Origin of the sequence: Streptomyces sp. NPDC058092 (genome assembly GCF_042884935.1) — a bacterium.
Lineage (GTDB): Bacteria > Actinomycetota > Actinomycetes > Streptomycetales > Streptomycetaceae > Streptomyces.
In genome coordinates this window covers 61,807-80,574 of record NZ_JBHVSY010000013.1, presented here as the reverse complement: position 1 = coordinate 80,574, position 18,768 = coordinate 61,807, and the positions used below count along the sequence as shown (strand labels likewise).

The following is an 18,768-nucleotide window of genomic DNA, read 5'->3' as shown; positions in this document are numbered from 1 at the left end:
TCCCGAACCGGGACGCCCGGCGCGATCGCTGACGTCCGTACGGGGCATCGGCACACGCGGGCGGCGCCGGCAACGCCCTGGGGCCGCGTACGTCATCGCGGGTGGGCGACGGCCTCCAGCGCGTCGGCCACGAGTGTCAGGAATCGTGCGTGGGCCTGCGGGCTGCAGACCGGCTCCGGGTTCCACGGCAGCACCCGGGCGGCGCGCTCGATCGCCGCCCACTCCTCGATTCTCCGGAGTTCGTCGAGGGGGGTGGCGTTGGCCCGGATGTCGGCGAGCACGACGGCGGGGCGCAGTGCAGCGGCCTCCGCCCAGCCGACCGTGGACCAGTTCGCGCCGGGCCCGTCCGCCGGTTCCACGAGGTCGACGCCGAGCTCGGCCAGCACGCGCAGTTCGGGCCACATGCGGGGGCGGGCGAGATGCGTCCGGTTCTCCTCGGCCGGGGAGAGGGCGACCACCCGGGGCCGGTCAGGTCCGGCGGCGAGCGTGCGCAGCCGGTCCCGGGCGGCGTCCAGGTCCTGGGTCGCCGTCGTGGGATCCCCGGCGCCGAGCGATCGGGCCAGCTGTGCGAACCGGTCGCCGATCTCCGCGAGGGTACGCGCCCGGCCGACGTCGATGACGACGACCGGGACGTGCTCCTCCAGATGCTTGGCGGTCTCCGGGGCGAGCCCGTAGACATGCCCGCCGCCGTAGCTGACGGCCACGACCAGGTCCGGACCACCGCCCAGCAGGGTGTCCACGTCCAGGGTGCCGCCCGCGCCGAGGTAGCGGACCTCGGTGAACGACAACGATCCGGTCTTCGCCGGGTCCGGCACGGTGCGATCGTCATGATCGGAGCCGAATATCGCGCTCGGGCGTATCCCGTGGTCCCACAGGGTCGCTCCGGCCTGGACATAGGCGAGCACCCGCGTCGGGCGCCGCACAGCGGTCGACACCTGTCCACGATCGTCGGAGAACTGCCACACGGTCTGCTCCCTCACGTCACACGCACCTCACCGGCGGCCACTGCGCCCCGTCTTCCGGGTCGTACACCAGTACCTGCCCAGCGAACCCCCGCGACACCCCCCTGTGCGGCCCGTCCGGCACATGTGACGCGAAGACACCCGCGCATGGCCGGGGCGCGTCGGCGCGGGCGGCCTCGCGGCGCAGGCGGTCGATGGCCTGCGGTTGTACGACCAGCTGCCGGCCCTGAGCCCGAGCCCGGTGGTGGCGCTGAACCGCGCGGTGGCGGTGGCGGAGGTGGTGGGACCGGAAGTCGCGCTCGGACTCGTGGAGCAGCTCGACCTCGACGGGTACCACGTGTTCCATGCCGCCCGGGCCGATCTGCTGCGCAGGCTGGGCCGTACCTCGGATGCCGCGTCGGCGTACGACGCCGCCGTCGACCGTACGGAGAACACGGCCGAGCAGGACTTCCGGCGGCGTCGCCGCCGGGCGCTGCCGGAAGGCTGAACGGAATCCTCAGCCGGTATCGACACCGAGTCCGGTCAGGAACGCCGCGGCGGCCGGGGTGGGTCGGAAGCGGCTCCAGACCAGTCGCTCCGTGCGGGCGGGCGCATCACGGACGGGCAGCACATGTACGCCGGGCAGTTCCGCCGCGAAGGCGGCCGGCAGCATGGCGATGCCGAGCCCGCTGCGGACCAGCCGGACGATGAAGTCGGTGCCGCTGACCTCGAACGCCACCTCGCGGGTGAGCCCCATCGCCGCGAACGCCTCCTCCGACTGCGCCCGGGCCGCCGTGCCGTCGGGGTAGTCGACGAACATCTCCTTCGCCAGCAGTTCCAGCCCCACTTCCGCCTTCCCGGCCAGGGGGTGGGTGGGGGCGACGACGGCGACCAGTTCGCCCGTGGCGAGCTCGTGATCGCTCACGCCCTTCGGCCGGTAGCTCGGCAGCACGCCCAGGAACGCCACGTCGAGCGTGCGCTCCCGTACCTCCTGGACCAGGTCCTTGCTCGCCCCGTCCCGCAGGACGATGTGCACCTTCGGGTAGCGGAGATGGAACGCGCGCAGCGCGGCCGGGATGTCGACCGCGGCGACGGTCGGGATGGCTCCGACCGCGAGGCGGCCGTGGACCTCCCCCGTCGTGGCGGCGACCTCGGCCCGGGCCCGCTCCGCCGCGTCCAGCGCCTGCCTGGCCTCCGGCAGGAACGCCTCGCCCGCCGCGGTGAGCCGCACCTGACGGCTCGTGCGGTCGAAGAGCCGGGCCCCCAGCTCCTTCTCCAGCCGGGCGATCTGATGGCTCAACGCGGACTGGACGACCAGGCACCTCTTCGCGGCGCGGGTGAAGCTGCCCAGTTCCGCCACCGCGACGACGTACCGCATCTGCTGAAATTCCATCCATCCATCGTGAACCACGATCGATGGAATGAAAAACATGTGTTGGACTCATGGATGGTGGATCCTCGAGGCTGAGGGACATGGCTCATTCCACTCACGGGACCCGCAGTCGCGCCGTCCCGCGCACGCTCCCCGATCCGCCCGCGCCCGGTCGCGGCCTGGTCCTGCTGATGGCCCTCGCCGCGGGGCTCTCGGCCGCCGGAAACTACTTCGCGCAGCCGCTGCTCGACGTCATCGAGGTGAATCTGCACATCGGTGTCACCGCGGCGGGGCTGATCGTGACCGCCGCGCAGGCCGGATACGCGCTGGGCCTGATCCTGCTCGTTCCCCTCGGGGACGTCATGGACCGCCGGCGGCTCGCGGTGATCCTGTTCGCGCTCACCGCCTTCTTCCTCCTGATGACGGCCGCGGCGCCCACCGGTCCCCTGCTGATCGCCGGAACCCTGCTCACCGCGCTGACCTCCGTCGGGGCGCAGGTCGTGGTGCCGTTCGCGGCGGCCCTCGCGGCTCCGGCCGAACGCGGCAGGATCGTCGGTGTCGTCATGTCCGGTGTCCTGCTCGGCGGGCTGTTCGGGCGACTGGCCTCCGGTGCGCTGTCCGAGCTCGGCGGCTGGCGGACCGCGTACTGGGTGAACGCGCTGCTCATGGCCGTCATGGCGATACTCCTGCACAACCGGCTCCCCCGGCTGCCCCGGCCGCGCGACGCGGCGACGATGCCGTACACCGGACTGCTGCGCTCCACGCTGGCCCTGCTGCGGCAGGAACCCCTGCTGCGGTGGCGGGCGGCCATCGGCGCGTTCTCCATGGCTTCGTACAGCGTGCAGTTGACCGCGCTGACGTTCCTGCTGACCCGGCCCCCCTTCCACTGGAACGCGGCCGCCATCGGACTGTTCGGGCTGGTGGGCGTCATCGGTGTGGTGGGCATGAACATCGCGGCGCGGCTGAGCGACCGCGGCCGGGTGCAGGCGGTGTCGGGCACGGCGGCCGCGCTCCTCACGCTCTCGTGGCTGCCGCTGCTGGCCGGCGAGTCCTCGCTGCTGTGGCTGGCGGTCGGGGTGATCTCGCTGAACATCGCCCAGCAGGCGGGGCTCAACAGCGGTCAGACCGTGATCTACGCGCTCCGCCCGGAGGCCCGCAACCGGATCAACTCCGGATTCATGACGCTGTTCTTCCTGGGCGGTGCGGCCGGAGCCGCCCTGGCTTCGGTGGTCTGGTCACGAGCGGGCTGGAGCGGCATCTGCCTCCTGGGCGGTGCGCTGGCCGCCGGAAGCCTCGTCCTGTGGGTTCTGGAGCGCGTCCGGATGGCCTCCGCCGCACGTCCCGGTGCCGTCTCCGTCACTCGTTGACGGCTGTCAGCAGCACCACGGCGTCCTCCAGCGCCAGCAGTCCGTGCCGCTCCTGCGGAACCGGCTGGAGCGCCCCGGCGCTCAGCTCCACATCGCCCGAGGCCGCCGTGAGGCGCACCCTGCCGCGGAGCACCTGGAGGGAGGCCGCGGCGGGTGCGTTGTGCTCGTCGAGGGCGAAGCCCGAGACGAGGGCGATGACGGTCTGGCGCAGGGGTTCCTGATGCAGCAGGCGGTGGGCGCTGCGGCCGTGCGCGGACGCGCGGGCCGCGGCCAGATGCTCGTCGGCGAGGGCATTCAGATCGTCCATATGCCCACTGTGCCGCAGCCCCCGCGCCCCCGCGATCCTGCCGGAGGCCCGTCCGCGGTCCACCGGTATCTCACATCCGGTTCCTTCTCCTCGTTGCGGCTTCCGTCGTCGAACTCGACCGCGGTGAATCCGTATCGCTCGTAGAAGGCACGGGCGGCGGTGTTGCGCTGGAAGACGTACAGGTTGAGCCCGTCGGGAGCGGTCTCGCGCGCCTTGGCCAGGAGCAGGGAGCCGATGCCCCGACGCCGTACGTCGGGTCGCAGATACAGGTGTTCCAGCTCGGTTCCGTCGAGGGAGGCGAAACCCAGCACCTCCCCGGCCCCCGTCCCGGCGATCCACACCGTTGTTCCGGGCAGGACGACATGGGTCATCCAGGCGAGCGTGTCCGCGTCGCTGTGCACCTTCGGGAGGTACGGCATGGACGCGGCGCGGGAGTCGAGGAACAGCCGGGTGAGCGGCCCCGCGTCCTCGGCGGTGGCCTCGCGCAGCAGGACGCGGCCGGCGGGTGACTCGTTCGGTGCCATCTCTGGTCTCTTCTCTTCCTGCATTCGTCCGGAACCCGGTTCGTCCGGAACCCCGTTCGTCCCGGTCCCGCCATGTGTCGCCGTCGGTCGGCGGACCCCTCGTCGTCGTGGACGAACATATGCCGGGGCCGCGCGGCGCCTCCACAGGAATTGCGCTGCACCTGGGGGCCCGGCCTCCCGTGCCGACGGCGGGGCAGTGGCGGACCGGCGCGGGCCACCCGCGAAAATGGCGCGGGGAAGAACGCAACGACCGACCGATACGGAGGAGTGGCAGATGTCGCACGAACGAGCTGGACAGCCGGCCCGGCCGGAGGATCTCACCGATGTGGCCCGGCTGGTGACCGCGTATTACACGCTGCACCCGGATCCGTCCGTGCCGGACCAGCGGGTGGCGTTCGGTACCTCCGGCCATCGCGGGTCGTCCACGGCCACCGCGTTCAACGAGGACCACATCGCCGCCACCAGCCAGGCCATCAGCGAGTACCGGGCGCGGCAGGGCACGGACGGGCCACTCTTCCTCGGCGCCGACACCCACGCCCTGTCGGAACCCGCCAGGATCACCGCCATCGAGGTGTTCGCCGCCAATGACGTGACCGTGCTCATCGATCCGGCCGACGGCTACACCCCGACCCCGGCGGTGTCGCTCGCCGTCCTCACCCACAACCGGGGCCGGACCTCACGGCTCGCCGACGGTGTGGTGGTCACGCCGTCCCACAACCCGCCCGGCGACGGCGGGTTCAAGTACAACCCGCCGAACGGCGGCCCGGCCGGGTCCGAGGCCACCGGCTGGATCCAGGAACGGGCCAACGAGATCATCGCGGCCGGCATGAAGGACGTACGCCGACTGCCCTACGCCCGCGCACGGGCGGCGTCTACCACCGGGACGTACGACTTCCTCGGCAGCTACGTCACCGATCTGCCGTCCGTGCTCGACCTCGACGCGATCCGCTCGGCCGGGGTGCGGATCGGTGCCGATCCGATGGGCGGCGCGTCGGTCGCGTACTGGGGCCGGATCGCGGAACAGCACCGGATCGATCTGACCGTGGTCAATCCCCTGACCGACCCCACCTGGCGGTTCATGACGCTGGACTGGGACGGAAGGATCCGGATGGACTGTTCTTCGCCGTACGCCATGGCCTCGCTGATCGGCGGGCGCGACCGCTATCAGATCGCGACCGGGAACGACGCGGACGCCGACCGGCACGGCATCGTGACACCCGACGCCGGGCTGATGAATCCGAACCACTACCTCGCCGTCGCCATCGACTACCTGTTCGCCCACCGAGAGGAGTGGCCGGCCGCCGCGGGCATCGGCAAGACGCTGGTCTCCTCGGGAATGATCGACCGGGTCGCCGCCGGTCTCGGCCGTGAACTGGTCGAGGTGCCGGTCGGCTTCAAGTGGTTCGTCGACGGACTGGCCGGCGGATCGCTCGGGTTCGGCGGCGAGGAGTCGGCCGGGGCCTCGTTCCTGCGCCGCGACGGATCGGTGTGGACGACCGACAAGGACGGCATCATCATGGCGCTGCTCGCCTCGGAGATCCTCGCGGTGACGGGCAAGTCGCCGTCGGAGCACTACGCGGCGCTCACCGACCGGTTCGGCGAGCCGGCGTACGCCCGGATCGACGCCCCCGCCGACCGGGAGCAGAAGGCGGTTCTCGGACGCCTCTCCCCCGAGCAGGTCACGGCCGACACCCTGGCCGGCGAACCGGTCACGGCCGTGCTGACGGAGGCGCCCGGCAATGGCGCACCCATCGGCGGCATCAAGGTGACCACCGAGAACGCCTGGTTCGCCGCCCGCCCCTCGGGCACGGAGGACGTCTACAAGATCTACGCCGAGTCGTTCCTCGGCAGCGACCATCTCGCCCGCGTGCAGGAGGAGGCCAAGGCCGTCGTCTCCGCGGCCCTCGACGCCTGAGTCCGGCCGGAGCCGCCCCGAGCCTGTTCCACGACAGGGATCGACGACAGGGATCGGAAGGCTCCGGCCGTTCGCCGCGGCCGGCGACGGTTCACCCGTCCGCCACCGACCGGTGGCGCGGCGCGCGGGGTGCGTCGACGCTTGTCCCTACCCGCCGATCCAGCAAGCGGGCGGAGCCTGATGGGGGTGAATCCGTGTCGGACGCCGGTGCACCGGACCCCGCGTCGCAGGCGGTCGAGGGCATGGGGGCAGCGATCCTCGACACTTTGTTCGCCCAGTCGGCGGTGGGCCTGCACGTACTGGACACCGAGCTGCGGGTGGTGCGGGCGAACACCCTTTCCGGCGCCGTCCCCGACGAACGCCTCGTGGGGCGTCGCTTCACCGAGGCGTACCACGTCGAAGGACCGGTCGAGGCGGAGCACATCCTGCGCAAAGTGCTGGACAGCGGCGTCGCCGTGCGCGACCAGGTGATCCGCGGTCGGCCCGTCGACTCCACCGGGCGAAGCCGCAGCCTCCTGGTGTCCGTCTACCGGCTGAACGATGCGGACGGTCACGCCCTGGGGCTGCTCGCCGCCGTCGTCGACGTCAATGAGCAGGAGAAGGCGCGCACCCGGACGGCCTGCCTCACCGCGGTGCGCACGCGGGTGGGCCGGTCACTCGATGTTGCGGCCACGTGCGAGGGACTCGTCGAGGCCGTCGTTCCGGCGTTCGCCGACCTCGCCGTGGTCGAGGTGGTGGATGACGTCCTGCGCGGTTCGGATCCGACGCCGGGGCCCCTGGAGCCCGATGTCCCCCTGCGCCGCGCGGCCGTTCGAGGTCTCGGCGTGGACGGGCACCGGAGCGACCTCGTCGGAAAGACGCGCCGGCTGCCCGACCGTACGCCGTACTCCCTGGCCGCATCGGATCTGAAGCCCCGTCTCGTCCAGATCGACGCCCGGACGCCGTGGCTCGAAGCGGACCCCGACAGTGCCCGGCTGATCGAAGCGACCCGGGCGCACTCCTTGATCGTGGTCCCGCTGAAGCTGCACGGCACGGTCCTCGGTCTGGTGAGTCTCTTCCGGTGCCGGAGGACGGAACCCTACGAGGAGAACGATCTCCCGCTGGCTCTGACGGCGGCCGCTCACGTCGCCCTGAGCATCGACAACGCGCGGCGCTACGCACGCGACCACGCGATCGCGTCGACGGTACAGCGCCGGCTCCTTCCCCAGCACAACGCCGGCGGCATCGCCGTGGAGACGGCACATGTCCTGCTGCCCGGGCGCAACAGCGGCTGCTGGTTCGACACCATCGGCCTCTCGGGCGCGCGCACCGCTCTGATCGTCGGCAATGTCGAGGCGCCCGGCCTCCAGGCAGCCATCACCATGGGGCAGTTGCGGACCGTCATCCACGCGCTGGCCGGTCTCGATCTGGAGCCGGACGAAGTACTGGCCAGGCTGACCGACACCGCCGGCCGGCTGGCCGACGAGCGGGCCGCGCTGCCGCCCGGCGACTGGCTGCACAGGCAACCACCCACGGCAACCTGCATGTACGCCGTCTACGACCCGTTCTCCCGCACCTGCACCATGGCTCGGGCGGGGCATCCGTCCCCCGTCCTCGTCACCCCCGACGGCACCACGACCACCCTCGATGTGCCCGACGGGCCCCCGCTCTTCTCCACCGACAGTTCGCCGTTCGCCACCGCTGCCCTCGAGCTCGACGAAGGCAGCGTTCTGGCGTTCTTCACCGGAACCCTCCTGGCCGACGGGGGGTCCGCGCATCGGGTACGGGAGGCACTCGCGCGACCCGGCCGGAATCTGCAGGACCTGTGCGACGACGTGGTCTACAACCTGCCGGCCGAGGCCCATCCGGAGGGCGCCGCGCTCCTCCTCGCCCGTACCGGCGTCGTTCCCCCCGACCGGGTCGCGACCTGGGAGCTCGCCCATGACCGGACCACCCCCGCCATCTCCCGTACGCTCGTGCGCGACCGGCTCGAAGGCTGGGGCGTGGACGAGGCGACGACCGACGCGACCGAACTCATCGTGAGCGAACTGATCACCAACGCCGTCCGCTACGGCACCCCTCCGCTTCATCTGCGGCTGATCCTGGACCGCACGCTCACCTGCGAAGTACACGACAGCAGCCGGGTGTCGCCCCATCTGCGCCATGCGCGCACCGTCGACGAGGGCGGCCGCGGACTGTTCATCGTCTCCCGGCTCGCCACCCACTGGGGCACCCGGTACAGCAACGACGGCAAGGCCCTGTGGACCGAACAGGAGCTCCCGTCCGTCACAGATGACCCGTCCGTGGCAGACGATTCCTGACCTCGGCGTGCGGCGCCCCGTGGCCGGATGGGCCGCGGGGCGCCGCGATCAGGGTGGTGGCGGCCGTTCCGGGGACGGGGAGCGGGCGCCGGTCGGGTCAGTCGCGACCGTCGTGGTGGTGGTGGTGACGGCCGCCGCGGTCGTCGCTGCGTCCGTGATCGCGGCCCTGGTGACCGTTACGGCTGTCACGGTCGTCGCGGTCGCGGCCCTGGTGACCGTTACGGCTGTCACGGTCGTCGCGGTCGCGGCCCTGGTGACCGTTACGGCTGTCGCGATCGTCGCGGTCGCGGTCGCGGCCCCAGGACTTCGAGTCGACTCTGCGGCCGTGCGCGTCCCTCAGTGTCGCCGTGTCACGGGCGTCCCAGACGTACCTGCGGAGGTCCTGGTAGACGTCGCGGTCGGTGTCGCGGCCGATTCCGGTGTGCACGCGCACGGAGGAGCGGCCGGCCAGGCGCAGATCGAACCGGTAGGTGCGGTGGCTCTCGTCGCTCAGGGTCCAGCCGCGGAGGCTGACCGAGTGACGGCCGGTGTTGGTGACGGTGACCCATTCGCCGTTGAGGCGGCGGTTGGAGCCGTCGTCGCGACCGGGGCTGTTGTACTGGATCTCGCCCAGGACCACCGCCGGACGCTCGTCGGTCCGGCTGTGACCGTGGCCGCGGTCGCGACCGTGACCGTGGTCGTGTTCGTCTGCGATCGCCGGGAGTGCGGCGGCGGCCACCAGAGCGCCGGAAGCGAGGACGGCGGCGGTGGACCGCCGTGCGGAACGGGACATGAAAACCCCTCGGATACGGGCCCGGACCTCTGCGGTCCGAGCGTTGTTCGGTCCCGGCGTGTTGCCGAGAACGCACACTGTGGCCCGGTGACCCGAGCCATGGAAGGCACCCTGATACGTGTGACGAAGTACGGACATTTCCGTCACGCACGCCTGCACCGGGCACGCATCTCGGCCGTCCGAGTACCTGTCAACCGCTGTCCGCTGCATCCATCCGCCCGGCACCGCACCGGCGCAGCCGGCGCTGATCCCGAGCGCGGGACGCACGCCCGCGCGCACCCCGCGCGAGCCGCCCGGGAATTCCGTAACAGCCGCCGTCCGCACAGCCTTGAACCCCCGTTCCCTTACCCACGGAAATGAGAACGACAGTTCTGCGACAGGGCCGTTGCGCGGTGCGAACAACAGTGGTTCAGTGACAGAGAAAGATATGAATCGAGGTTCAGAACATCATGGCCTACCGCCCCACCGCCCGCACGGAGGCGAACCGGCTCGCGCACCGCGAACGGTTGCTGGAAGCCGCACGGCAGCTGCTGGCCGAGGGTGGGTACGCGGCGGCCGGCATCTCCGCGATCGCCGACCGGGCCGGCGTCGCCACCGGCAGCGTCTACAACCACTTCGCCTCCAAGCAGGAACTGCTCGCGGCGGTCTTCCGCCATGTCGCCGGTCATGAGCTCGGCACGGTGCGGGAGGCGGTGCGGGCGCGGAGCGGTGCCGCCGAGCAGTTGCGCGCGCTGGTCGAGGTCTTCGCGCACCGTGCGCTGCGCAACCCGCGTACGGCCTGGGCGCTGCTGGCCGAACCGGTCGATCCGCTCGTCGAGCAGGAGCGACTGACGTACCGGCGCGGCTATCACGCCCTCGCCGAGTCGGCCATCGCCGCAGGGATCACCGCGGGTGAACTGCCCGCGCAGAACGCTCGGTTGTCGGCCGCCGCCGTGATCGGGGCGGTCAGCGAGGCACTGCTCGGCCCGCTGTCACCGGTCAGCGGGCGGACCGAATCGGGACCGGTCGTGGCAGGCATCACCACGCTGTGCCTGAGAGCGGTCGGAGCCCACGGCACCTGATCGCGAGCCGCACCCGCTCCCCCGCTTCCTCGCCGCCCCCGCCCACCTCCCCAGGACAGGAACCCGCGATGACCGTCACCCCGCACCGGACCGGCCTCCGGCCCGACGCCCCCGCACCGCACCCCACCCACGAGGTCACCAACCAGGCCCCGCCCAGGAAGGGTCTCGACGAGTACGGCACCAACCTGCCGCTCGCGGAGGCCGTCCGGGCCTTCGGCGCGGCCTGGCACGAGAAGGAGCTGCACGAGATCGGCACCCTGGTCGGTTCCGAGCGGTTCCAGATCGACGCGGAGCTCACCCACACCGCCCCGCCCGTCCTGCGCACCCATGACCGTTACGGAAACCGCGTCGACGAGATCGACTTCCACCCCGCGTACCACGAGGTCATCGGCGCGGCGGTGAACCACGGCACGCACACCGCGGGCTGGGCCGACCCGAAGCCCGGAGCGGCGGTGGCACGGGCGGTCTCCTTCATGCTGTTCGCCCAGATCGAACCCGGCCATGCCTGCCCGATGTCCATGTCGCATGCCGTGGTCCCGGTCCTGCAACGCGATCCGGATGTGGGGCGGGACTGGCTGCCGGGCCTGCTGAGCCGCTCGTACGACCCCCGGCCGATCGCCCCGGGCCGCAAGTCCGGGCTGACGTTCGGCATGGGGATGACGGAGAAGCAGGGCGGCTCCGACGTCCGCGCCAACACCACGCGGGCCGTCCCGCTGGCCTCCGACCCCGAGGGCCGGGCCCATCTGCTGACCGGTCACAAGTGGTTCTTCTCGGCCCCGCAGTCGGACGCGTTCCTGGTCCTGGCCCAGGCCGAGGCCGGGCTCACCTGCTTCCTCGTGCCGCGTGTGCTGGCCGATGGCACCCGTAACACCGTGCGTGTCCAGCGGCTGAAGAACAAGCTCGGCAACAAGTCGAACGCCTCCTCCGAGGTGGAGTTCGACGGCACCTGGGCGGTACGGGTCGGCGAGCCCGGCCGCGGTGTCCCCACCATCATCGAGATGGTCAACCACACCCGGCTCGACTGTGTGCTCGGCACCACCGCGGGCATGCGCCAGTCGGTGTCCGAGGCGATCTGGCACGCGCACCACCGCAGCGCGTTCGGTGCCCGGCTGGTCGACCAGCCGGCCATGACGGCGGTCCTCGCCGATCTGGCACTGGAGACGGAGGCCGCGACCTGGACCTCACTGCGCCTGGCCCACGCGTACGAGGCCGACAGCGGCGAGTCCGAGGCGATGTTCCGGCGGCTGGCCACCGCCGTGGCCAAGTACTGGATCTGCAAGCGCGGTCCGCACCACGCCTACGAGGCGCTGGAATGCCTGGGCGGCAACGGCTACACCGAGGACTGGCCGTCGGCCCGGCGCTACCGCGAGCAGCCGGTGATGGCGGTGTGGGAGGGCTCCGGCAATGTCATCGCCCTCGATGTGCTGCGGGGCATCGCCAGGACCCCGCAGTCGCTGGACGCCTTCTGGGCCGAGCTGGAGACCACGGCCGGTGCGAGTTCCGTGCTGGACGCGCACATCCGCCGGGTGCGCCGGGAGCTGGCCGAGGACCTGCGCGACCCGCTCGCCGCGCAGACCCGCGCCCGGGCGACGGTCGAGGGCATGGCGCTGGCTCTGCAGTCCTCGCTGATGCTGCGTCATGCCCCGGCGGCGGCCGCCGAGGCGTTCGTCGCCGCCCGGCTCGGCGAGGAGCGTGGCCACCAGTACGGCATCCTGCCGCGCGGCACCGACGCCGCGGCGATCGTGGAGCGGCACTTCGGCCAGGGCGGCTGAGACGGCCACCGCCGAAGCTCCCCGGTGTGCGGTACGGGTACGGCGGGCAGCGGCCGGAAGGAGCAACTGCCCGCCCGTCGTCGCACGGGCGCATCCGGTGCCCTGGGCGTTAGATTGGCTCCCATGGAGTCGAGACCCCGCACCCTGTGGCTGCGCACCGAGCCCCTGCACGCGGTGATCTACTTCGACGAGGAGTGCCGCGGCATCGGCAGGTCCGTCGGCCTCAAGGGTTTCTGGATGGGCTACTTCGCCACCCGTACGGCCCCCATGGGGCCGGTCCGCCCCGAGACCGCGACCGCTGTCCTGGCCGTCTTCGCCCCGGACATGGTGGCCCGCGCGCTGCCCGCCGCATGGCAGATCGTCGCCCCCGGAACGCTCACCGACCTCCGCGCTCAGCTCGCCGCGCGGGCGCTGCGCAGGCTGGTGCCCGGCATCGACACGCTCGCCGGACAGCTCGCCCCGCCGCTCGCGGCGATGGTGGCGGACGCCTCGGCGCTCGGCCGTCCGCTGTTCGCCGCGAACCGCCCGCTGTGCGACCGTACCGACCCGGTGGAACGTCTATGGCAACTCACCACCGCACTACGGGAGTTCCGGGGCGACGCGCACGCCGCCGCACTGGCCGACCACGGTCTGGACGCCCCCGAGGCGCTCGTTCTCGCCGCCGCCACCGGCCGCGTTCCGCTCGAGGGCATCCGGCTCGACCGGGGCTGGAGCGAGACGCAGTGGGCGGACGCGGGGGAACGGCTGCGCTCCCGTGGGCTGATCGATGCGCAGTGGGCTGCCACGGCGCGCGGCCGCGCGGAACGGGACCTGATCGAGGACACCACGGACCGGCTGGCCGCCCGGCTGCTGCGCCCCCTCGCCGACAGCACGGCGGACGCGCTGCTCGCCGCGCTGGAGGTGCCTGCCCGGCAGGTGCTGGAGGCGAAACTGCTGCCGTATCCGAACCCGATCGGTCTGCCCCGGTCGGTCTGAATCCGCTCCGCGGGGCGCCGGCGGGTCCAGCCGAGCAGGACCACCGAGCACACCGCCGCGAAGGCGCACCGGGTCGAGATGAACTCCAGCCGCCACAGCGCCGCGCAGACGGCGGCCCCGGCCGCGACCGGCACGCCGAGCCACCGGAGCAGCCGGTCCCCGGACAGGAGCAGGGAGCCCACCGTCTCTGCGGGCAGGCGCCCGAGGTGACACGACCGGCACCCGCCACCGAAGCGGCGGCGGCAGCGCAGCAGCCGGCGCCGCCGTGGACGGTTCTTCCGCAGCCCACAGCCCTGGCGAACAGCCGTCGGCGGACCGGCCGACGAGTCTGCCGCTCACCGGTGGATCGCCCCGGACGTTTCCGTGAGCGGGCTGCCGGTGCCGCCCCAGCGCAGTGCGACGATCTCCGCCGCGATCGATACGGCCACCTCCTCGGGGGTGCGCGCGCCCAGGTCGAGGCCGATGGGCGAGCGCAGTCGGGCCAGTTCCGCTTCGCCGAGACCGGCCTCGCGCAACCGGGCCAGGCGGTCCTCGTGGGTCCGCCGGCTGCCCATCACCCCGATGTACGCGGCCGGGGTGCGCAGGGCCACCTCCAGCAGCGGGACGTCGAACTTCGGGTCGTGGGTGAGTACGCACATCACGGTCCGTGCGTCGGTCTCCGTGCCACGCAGATACCGGTGCGGCCAGTCGACGATCACCTCCGCGCCGTCCGGGAAGCGGCGGGGGTCGGCGAAGGCGGGGCGGGCGTCGCAGACGGTGACGCGGTAGCCGAGGAACGCCCCGATCCGGGCCACCGCCGCGGCGAAGTCGATCGCGCCGAAGACCAGCATCCGGGGCGGCGGGGCGAACGACTGGAAGAACACGGTGACATCGTCCTCGCGCCGTTCACCGTCGGGGCCGTAGTGCCGCAAGCCGGTTGCGCCCCGGGCGAGTTCCCCTCGCGCGTCGGCGGTGACGGCGGCGTCGAGTCCGCTCGCGCCCAGCGAGCCGGAGACGGTGTCCGGCCGGACGGCGAGGGCGACACCGCGCGGGGCGGGGCCGTCGGTCACGGTGGCGGCCACCACCGGGCGGTGAGCGGCGACCGATGCGGCGAGTTCACCGAAGGAGACGTCGTACGCGGCCGTCACGGGGCGTACGAGGAGGGTGATCTCACCGCCGCAGGTGAGACCGACGGCGAAGGCGTCCTCGTCGCTGTAGCCGAAGGTACGGAGCTGGGCATGGCCGGTTTCCATGACCTCCTTGGCCAGTTCGAAGACCGCGCCCTCGACGCAACCGCCGGAGACGCTGCCGACCACCTCGTCGTCCGGGCCCACGGCCATCGCCGCCCCGGGGCCGCGCGGCGCGCTGCGGCTCACCGCGACGACGGTGGCGAGCCCGAACGGCTCCCCGGCGGCGTACCAGCGGCTGAGCGCCGGAAGAATCTCACGCATCGGCCACCTCCACCAGGGCCGGGACGTGTGCGTTCCTGCCCGCGCCCGCTTCGCCCCGTGGCACGGCGGCCGGTGCGGTGCGAGGCTCAGGCCGTGGTGTCGGACCACGCGTACGGCGGTGCGACGGGCCCGGTCTCAGGTCCGGCCCCGACCGATTCCAGTTCCTGGTCGGCGGCCTTCATCAGCTGCGCGGCGATGTCCTTCATGGCACGGCTCGCCGCGAGTTCGTCGCCGATGGCGGGGACGTCCACGTCCTGCGGGTTGCAGCGGGCGACCCCGTGTCCCACGAGCTTTTCCGCGCCGGTGTCCAGCACCGCCTCCGCCCTGGTCGTACCGTCCTCCTCGGACAGGCCTACACGGACTTTCCATTCCAGCGTGCGAGTCATCGCGCACCTCCTGCGACCGCGCGCGGACTCGGTGCGCCGCCACGACGCGGTCCTGTCACCAGGATCCCCCCGGCCGGGACCGTCCGCGCGTTCCGGATCGTCCTGCCGGGATCACGGCGCCGCTTCTCGTCCTGCGAGGCTCGCGGCGCCGAAATAGGATGCGGGAGTCACTGCCACCGAGTGCGGAGCCGCCCATGAACCGGCGTCGTCCTCCCCGTGCGGCGAGCGCCGGCGAATTGCTCACCACTCTGCAGCAGCTCACCGAACAGGCACGCCAGGAGGTGGATCTGCACCGGGCGCGGGTGGAACTGGCCGAGGCGCTGCAGCGGGAGATGCTCCCTTCGGCGCTGCCCGCCCTGCCGGGGCTGCAGACAGCTGCCCGGTACATGCCGGCCCGCAGCGGACTGGACATCGGTGGTGACTGGTACGACGGGTTCGTGCTGCCGGACGGCGCGCTGGCGTTCGCCATCGGGGACGTACAGGGCCATGACGTCGAGGCAGCCGCTTTCATGGGCCAGATCCGCATCGCCATGCGGGCGATAGCCGCCACCGCCGCGGATCCCGGCGAGGTCGTGGGCCGGACCAACGATCTGCTGCTCTCGGTGGACTCGGGCCTCTTCGCGACCTGCACCTTTGCCCGCCTCGACCCGGTCACCCGGGAGCTCCACAGTGCCCGCGCCGGGCATGTCGCCGCCGTATGGGCCACCGCCGACGGGCGCTCCGGTCTCACCGACGACGAGGGCGGCCTGCCCCTGGGGATCCGGGCGGGTGAGCGCTATCCGGTCACCCGGCGGCGCCTGACGAGCCCCGGTGCGTTCGTCCTGGTCACCGACGGGGTGATCGAGGGTCCTTCGTTCCCGATCGACGAGGGGCTGGACGCGGTGACGCGGCTGGTGGTCTCCCGGGTGTCCGCCGACGCCGACGAGCTGGCCGACGCGGTTCTGCGCGCGGCGGAGCGGACCGGACACCAGGACGACGCCGCCGTTCTCGTCCTGCGCCACGGGGCGGTTTCCGGCGGGGAGTGACGCCCGGGTGCGGGACGAGCGTGTCAGACAGCCGCCACCCGTCCGGGTCGGTGTCTGATGAGATGTGTGATCCGCAGCAAGGTGTCCAGCAGCGAGAGAACGACAGGCACGGCCTCGGCCGCACTGCGCGTCCTGGCCGTCGCCGCCGCCTACTACCTGGCCGGTGGGCTCGGTCTGATCCGCGGGGTGTCCGTCCACAGCGCGGTCGTCACCCCGCTCTGGCCGCCCACGGGCATCGCGCTGGGTGCCCTGCTCTTCCTGGGGCTGAGCGCCTGGCCCGGTATCGCGCTGGGCTCCCTGTCCGTCGTCGCCACACTCAGCGACTCGGTCTCGCTGCTCACCGTCGTCGTCGTGGCGGGCAACACCCTGGCTCCCGTCTGCTCGTACCTGATACTGCGCAGAGCCGGTTTCCGCAGGGAGCTGGACCGGCTGAGCGACGGCGTCGTGCTGGTCTTCCTCGGCGCGCTGGCGGGCATGGTCATCAGCGCGACCGTGGGCACGTGCATGCTCGTGGTGGACGACAATCTGCCGCTGAGCGGTTTCTGGCCGGTCTGGACGGCATGGTGGTCCGGGGACGCGATGGGCGTGCTCGTGGTCACCCCGCTGCTGCTCGTGCTGTGCAGGGTGCGGATGCCGCGGGCCACGGACCGGTGGATCGAGGCGAGCGCGCTGGCGGCGGCCTCCGTGGCGGTCTCGCTGCTGGCCACCAGGACCTCGCTGGCGATGATCTACCTGGTGTTCCCGCTGATCATCTGGGCGGCTCTGCGTTTTCGGCTGGCGGGGAGCGCGCCGTGCGCTCTTCTGGTGTCGGTCCTGGCGGTCGTCGCGGGAACGCAGGGCGTGGGGCCGTTCGAGGGCCACACCATCCTTCATGTGATGGTGAATCTCGCCGTGTTCAACGGTTCGGTGGCCCTGACCGCGCTGCTGCTCGCGGCCGTCGTCACCGAGCAGAGCGACATCCGCCTCAGAATCCAGCGTGCCTGCGAGGAGCTGGCCGAGGTGGTGGAGCGGCTGGCGCCGGGACGGTCCCCGGGCGGCTGGCCACCCCGGCCCGACGACGAGCCCGACGGCCTCTGACCTCGGTCCCCCGGATGGCCGGGCCACGGCCGCGGAAGGTGGCCTGCCACCGGAGGCAGGGCGGTTCACCGCCGGAAGTGGCGTGCCAGGAAGTCGTTGCGGAACGTGCCCTCCGGGTCGAACCGGGCCGTCAGCCGCTCGAAATCGGCGTACTTCCCGTACAGCGCGCGCAGGCTCTCCGGGGCGGTCGTGAACACCTTGCCCCAGTGCGGTCGCGCGCCGAACGGCGCCAGGGCCTCCTCGATCGCCCCGAGCACGGGGGTGACGGCGGCGGTGTCCCGTACCCAGGTGAAGTGGAAGGCCACCGAGTCCCGGCCGGACGCCGGGCTCAGCCACAGATCGTCGCGGGCGACGGTACGGATCTCGGAGATCTGCAGCAGCGGCGCGATCCGCTCCCGGAGCCGGGCCAGTGCCTCGTACGCCGCGGCCGCGTCCCGCCGTGCCACGAAGTACTCCGACTGGAGCTCGTTCCCGTTGCTCGGGGTGAACTCCAGGCGGAAGTGCGGAAGCCGGCGGTGCCACGGTCCGGCAGCGCCCTGCTGACGGGTGCAGTTCTCGGCCGGCATACCGGCGATCGGATGGCGCGGCCCGTCCGCGAGCCGCGCGCCGAGCCACTCCCCGGGCGCCCGTCGCGGCCCATCGGGGCCCACCCGTTGCTTGAGCCACACCTGGTTGAGCGGCCCGGCGCGCCAGTCGGTGAAGACACTCACGCTGTACGCGGCCGTCATCACCTCGTCGAGCCCGTCGGTGAGCCAGGACTCCGGCAGATCCTCGTAGACCCACTGCTGTACGTCGAAGGCGGGCACCAGGTCCAGCGTCAGCGCGGTCACCACGCCCAGGGCGCCCAGGGCGACCACCGCTCCGGGGAAATCCGCGTCGCCGCGCCCCAATGACACGGTCCGGCCGTCGGCCGTGACCATCTCCAGTGCCCGGACGGCGCCCGCTATGGAACTGTTACCGACTCCGGAGCCGTGCGTTCCGGTGGCGCAGGCTCCGGCGACCGAGATGTGCGGCAGCGAACCCAGGTTGTGCAGGGCGTACCCGTTCTCGTGCAGTACGTCGGCGAACTCCCCGAAGCGCAGCCCCGCGGCGACGGTGACGGCCCCGGCCCTCCGGTCGATCTCGATCCTGCGGGGCAGCCCCGCCACGGACACCAGCTCGCCCCGGGTGTCGGCGACGGTGTTGAAGGAATGCCGGGTGCCGAGCGCGTGCACCGCGGACGCGGCGGACACCGTTTCCCGCAGCTCGGCCTCGGAGCGGGGGGTGCTCAGCCGCCGTGCTCCGAAGGTGATGTTTCCGGCCCAGTTCTTCTCCACGGGAGTCACCGCACGTCCGCACTCTCGTTCCTGGCCGGGTGTCCTGATCCCGACGGTACATCCTCGCGGACGAGCCCGTTGGTGAGACCATGCAACTGGTGACCCACATGTCCGCACACCATCCGATTCCGGCACCCTCCAAATGCGAACAGTCACCCACAGACCAAGCGATCCAGCACGGAACGGGATGAGTTCAGAGTCAGTGCACATGTCTGAACTTCACTGGAA

The 18,768-nt window shown here is 72.0% G+C and carries 16 protein-coding genes and 2 pseudogenes; 9 read left to right on the top strand and 9 right to left on the bottom strand.

Going from position 1 to position 18,768, the window contains the following annotated elements; all coding sequences use genetic code 11:
* Positions 1-92: 92 nt before the first annotated feature.
* Positions 93-980 carry an ABC transporter substrate-binding protein gene (locus ACFVV1_RS22185; protein ID WP_389991748.1) on the bottom strand — a complete coding sequence of 296 codons (888 nt, stop codon included), beginning with the start codon at positions 978-980 and terminating at the stop codon, positions 93-95.
* A gap of 181 nt (positions 981-1,161) precedes the next feature.
* On the opposite strand from ACFVV1_RS22185, the pseudogene ACFVV1_RS22180 reads away from it, so the two are divergent.
* Positions 1,162-1,449, top strand: a pseudogene (locus ACFVV1_RS22180) (RNA polymerase sigma factor); the annotation flags it as partial.
* 9 nt (positions 1,450-1,458) lie between these two features.
* Here ACFVV1_RS22180 and ACFVV1_RS22175 read toward each other — a convergent pair.
* Entirely contained in the window at positions 1,459-2,334 is an 876-nt protein-coding gene (locus tag ACFVV1_RS22175; RefSeq protein WP_389991745.1) for a LysR family transcriptional regulator, read from the bottom strand.
* An 80-nt stretch (positions 2,335-2,414) separates the two neighbouring features.
* Here ACFVV1_RS22175 and ACFVV1_RS22170 point away from each other — a divergent pair, with 80 nt between their 5' ends.
* Positions 2,415-3,680, top strand: a complete 1,266-nt coding sequence (locus ACFVV1_RS22170) for an MFS transporter (RefSeq protein ID WP_389991742.1) — start codon at positions 2,415-2,417, stop codon at positions 3,678-3,680.
* Here the strand turns inward: ACFVV1_RS22170 and ACFVV1_RS22165 are convergent.
* Both ACFVV1_RS22165 and ACFVV1_RS22160 read right to left on the bottom strand, forming a co-directional pair.
* Positions 3,670-3,987, bottom strand: a complete 318-nt coding sequence (locus ACFVV1_RS22165; protein ID WP_389991740.1) for a cupin — start codon at positions 3,985-3,987, stop codon at positions 3,670-3,672. The two genes, ACFVV1_RS22170 and ACFVV1_RS22165, sit on opposite strands and share 11 nt — an antisense overlap.
* A complete protein-coding gene (locus tag ACFVV1_RS22160) occupies positions 3,975-4,511 on the bottom strand; it encodes a GNAT family N-acetyltransferase (protein WP_389991737.1) in 537 nt (178 codons plus the stop codon). Before ACFVV1_RS22160 ends, ACFVV1_RS22165 begins: the two co-directional genes overlap by 13 nt.
* 274 nt (positions 4,512-4,785) lie before the next feature.
* On the opposite strand from ACFVV1_RS22160, the gene pgm reads away from it, so the two are divergent.
* Positions 4,786-6,426 (top strand): phosphoglucomutase (alpha-D-glucose-1,6-bisphosphate-dependent), encoded by a 1,641-nt coding sequence (gene pgm / locus ACFVV1_RS22155; protein WP_389991734.1) that lies wholly within the window; start codon positions 4,786-4,788, stop codon positions 6,424-6,426.
* Positions 6,427-6,620: 194 nt separating this feature from the next.
* A complete protein-coding gene (locus tag ACFVV1_RS22150; RefSeq protein WP_389991732.1) occupies positions 6,621-8,726 on the top strand; it encodes a SpoIIE family protein phosphatase in 2,106 nt (701 codons plus the stop codon).
* A gap of 97 nt (positions 8,727-8,823) precedes the next feature.
* Here the strand turns inward: ACFVV1_RS22150 and ACFVV1_RS22145 are convergent, their stop codons facing one another.
* On the bottom strand, positions 8,824-9,498 hold the full coding sequence (locus tag ACFVV1_RS22145) for a lamin tail domain-containing protein (RefSeq protein ID WP_389991729.1): 675 nt from the start codon (positions 9,496-9,498) through the stop codon (positions 8,824-8,826).
* Positions 9,499-9,947: 449 nt separating this feature from the next.
* On the opposite strand from ACFVV1_RS22145, the gene ACFVV1_RS22140 reads away from it, so the two are divergent.
* The 3 genes from ACFVV1_RS22140 to ACFVV1_RS22130 all read left to right on the top strand — a co-directional run bounded on the left by ACFVV1_RS22140 (position 9,948) and on the right by ACFVV1_RS22130 (position 13,306).
* A complete protein-coding gene (locus ACFVV1_RS22140) occupies positions 9,948-10,559 on the top strand; it encodes a TetR/AcrR family transcriptional regulator (RefSeq protein ID WP_389991725.1) in 612 nt (203 codons plus the stop codon).
* A gap of 68 nt (positions 10,560-10,627) precedes the next feature.
* Positions 10,628-12,331, top strand: coding sequence for an acyl-CoA dehydrogenase family protein (locus tag ACFVV1_RS22135; RefSeq protein WP_389991722.1), 1,704 nt, complete (start codon positions 10,628-10,630; stop codon positions 12,329-12,331).
* 123 nt (positions 12,332-12,454) lie between these two features.
* A complete protein-coding gene (locus ACFVV1_RS22130; RefSeq protein ID WP_389991719.1) occupies positions 12,455-13,306 on the top strand; it encodes a hypothetical protein in 852 nt (283 codons plus the stop codon).
* 11 nt (positions 13,307-13,317) lie between these two features.
* Here ACFVV1_RS22130 and ACFVV1_RS22125 read toward each other — a convergent pair.
* From ACFVV1_RS22125 to ACFVV1_RS22115, 3 genes and pseudogenes are all read right to left on the bottom strand, one after another.
* Positions 13,318-13,491: pseudogene (locus ACFVV1_RS22125) on the bottom strand (DUF6629 family protein); the annotation flags it as partial.
* 150 nt (positions 13,492-13,641) lie between these two features.
* Positions 13,642-14,736: an XdhC family protein gene (locus ACFVV1_RS22120; RefSeq protein WP_389991716.1), complete on the bottom strand. Its 1,095-nt coding sequence runs from the start codon at positions 14,734-14,736 to the stop codon at positions 13,642-13,644.
* An 86-nt stretch (positions 14,737-14,822) separates the two neighbouring features.
* A complete protein-coding gene (locus tag ACFVV1_RS22115) occupies positions 14,823-15,122 on the bottom strand; it encodes a DUF1876 domain-containing protein (protein ID WP_389991714.1) in 300 nt (99 codons plus the stop codon).
* A 194-nt stretch (positions 15,123-15,316) separates the two neighbouring features.
* On the opposite strand from ACFVV1_RS22115, the gene ACFVV1_RS22110 reads away from it, so the two are divergent.
* Positions 15,317-16,147 carry a PP2C family protein-serine/threonine phosphatase gene (locus ACFVV1_RS22110; protein ID WP_389991711.1) on the top strand — a complete coding sequence of 277 codons (831 nt, stop codon included), beginning with the start codon at positions 15,317-15,319 and terminating at the stop codon, positions 16,145-16,147.
* An 81-nt stretch (positions 16,148-16,228) separates the two neighbouring features.
* Entirely contained in the window at positions 16,229-17,224 is a 996-nt protein-coding gene (locus tag ACFVV1_RS22105; protein ID WP_389992107.1) for an MASE1 domain-containing protein, read from the top strand.
* A 65-nt stretch (positions 17,225-17,289) separates the two neighbouring features.
* Here ACFVV1_RS22105 and ACFVV1_RS22100 read toward each other — a convergent pair whose 3' ends face one another.
* Entirely contained in the window at positions 17,290-18,549 is a 1,260-nt protein-coding gene (locus ACFVV1_RS22100) for an FAD-binding protein (protein ID WP_389991708.1), read from the bottom strand.
* Positions 18,550-18,768: the final 219 nt, after the last annotated feature.

What these genes read in the sequence shown, in the direction of transcription:
- ACFVV1_RS22140 (WP_389991725.1), top strand. Translation starts at nt 9,948, where the DNA reads ATGGCCTACCGCCCCACCGCCCGCACGGAGGCGAACCGGCTCGCGCAC.
- ACFVV1_RS22160 (WP_389991737.1), bottom strand. Translation starts at nt 4,511, where the DNA reads ATGGCACCGAACGAGTCACCCGCCGGCCGCGTCCTGCTGCGCGAGGCC.
- ACFVV1_RS22135 (WP_389991722.1), top strand. Translation starts at nt 10,628, where the DNA reads ATGACCGTCACCCCGCACCGGACCGGCCTCCGGCCCGACGCCCCCGCA.
- ACFVV1_RS22120 (WP_389991716.1), bottom strand. Translation starts at nt 14,736, where the DNA reads ATGCGTGAGATTCTTCCGGCGCTCAGCCGCTGGTACGCCGCCGGGGAG.
- pgm (WP_389991734.1), top strand. Translation starts at nt 4,786, where the DNA reads ATGTCGCACGAACGAGCTGGACAGCCGGCCCGGCCGGAGGATCTCACC.
- ACFVV1_RS22110 (WP_389991711.1), top strand. Translation starts at nt 15,317, where the DNA reads ATGAACCGGCGTCGTCCTCCCCGTGCGGCGAGCGCCGGCGAATTGCTC.
- ACFVV1_RS22175 (WP_389991745.1), bottom strand. Translation starts at nt 2,334, where the DNA reads ATGGAATTTCAGCAGATGCGGTACGTCGTCGCGGTGGCGGAACTGGGC.
- ACFVV1_RS22115 (WP_389991714.1), bottom strand. Translation starts at nt 15,122, where the DNA reads ATGACTCGCACGCTGGAATGGAAAGTCCGTGTAGGCCTGTCCGAGGAG.
- ACFVV1_RS22145 (WP_389991729.1), bottom strand. Translation starts at nt 9,498, where the DNA reads ATGTCCCGTTCCGCACGGCGGTCCACCGCCGCCGTCCTCGCTTCCGGC.
- ACFVV1_RS22165 (WP_389991740.1), bottom strand. Translation starts at nt 3,987, where the DNA reads ATGGACGATCTGAATGCCCTCGCCGACGAGCATCTGGCCGCGGCCCGC.
- ACFVV1_RS22130 (WP_389991719.1), top strand. Translation starts at nt 12,455, where the DNA reads ATGGAGTCGAGACCCCGCACCCTGTGGCTGCGCACCGAGCCCCTGCAC.
- ACFVV1_RS22170 (WP_389991742.1), top strand. Translation starts at nt 2,415, where the DNA reads ATGGCTCATTCCACTCACGGGACCCGCAGTCGCGCCGTCCCGCGCACG.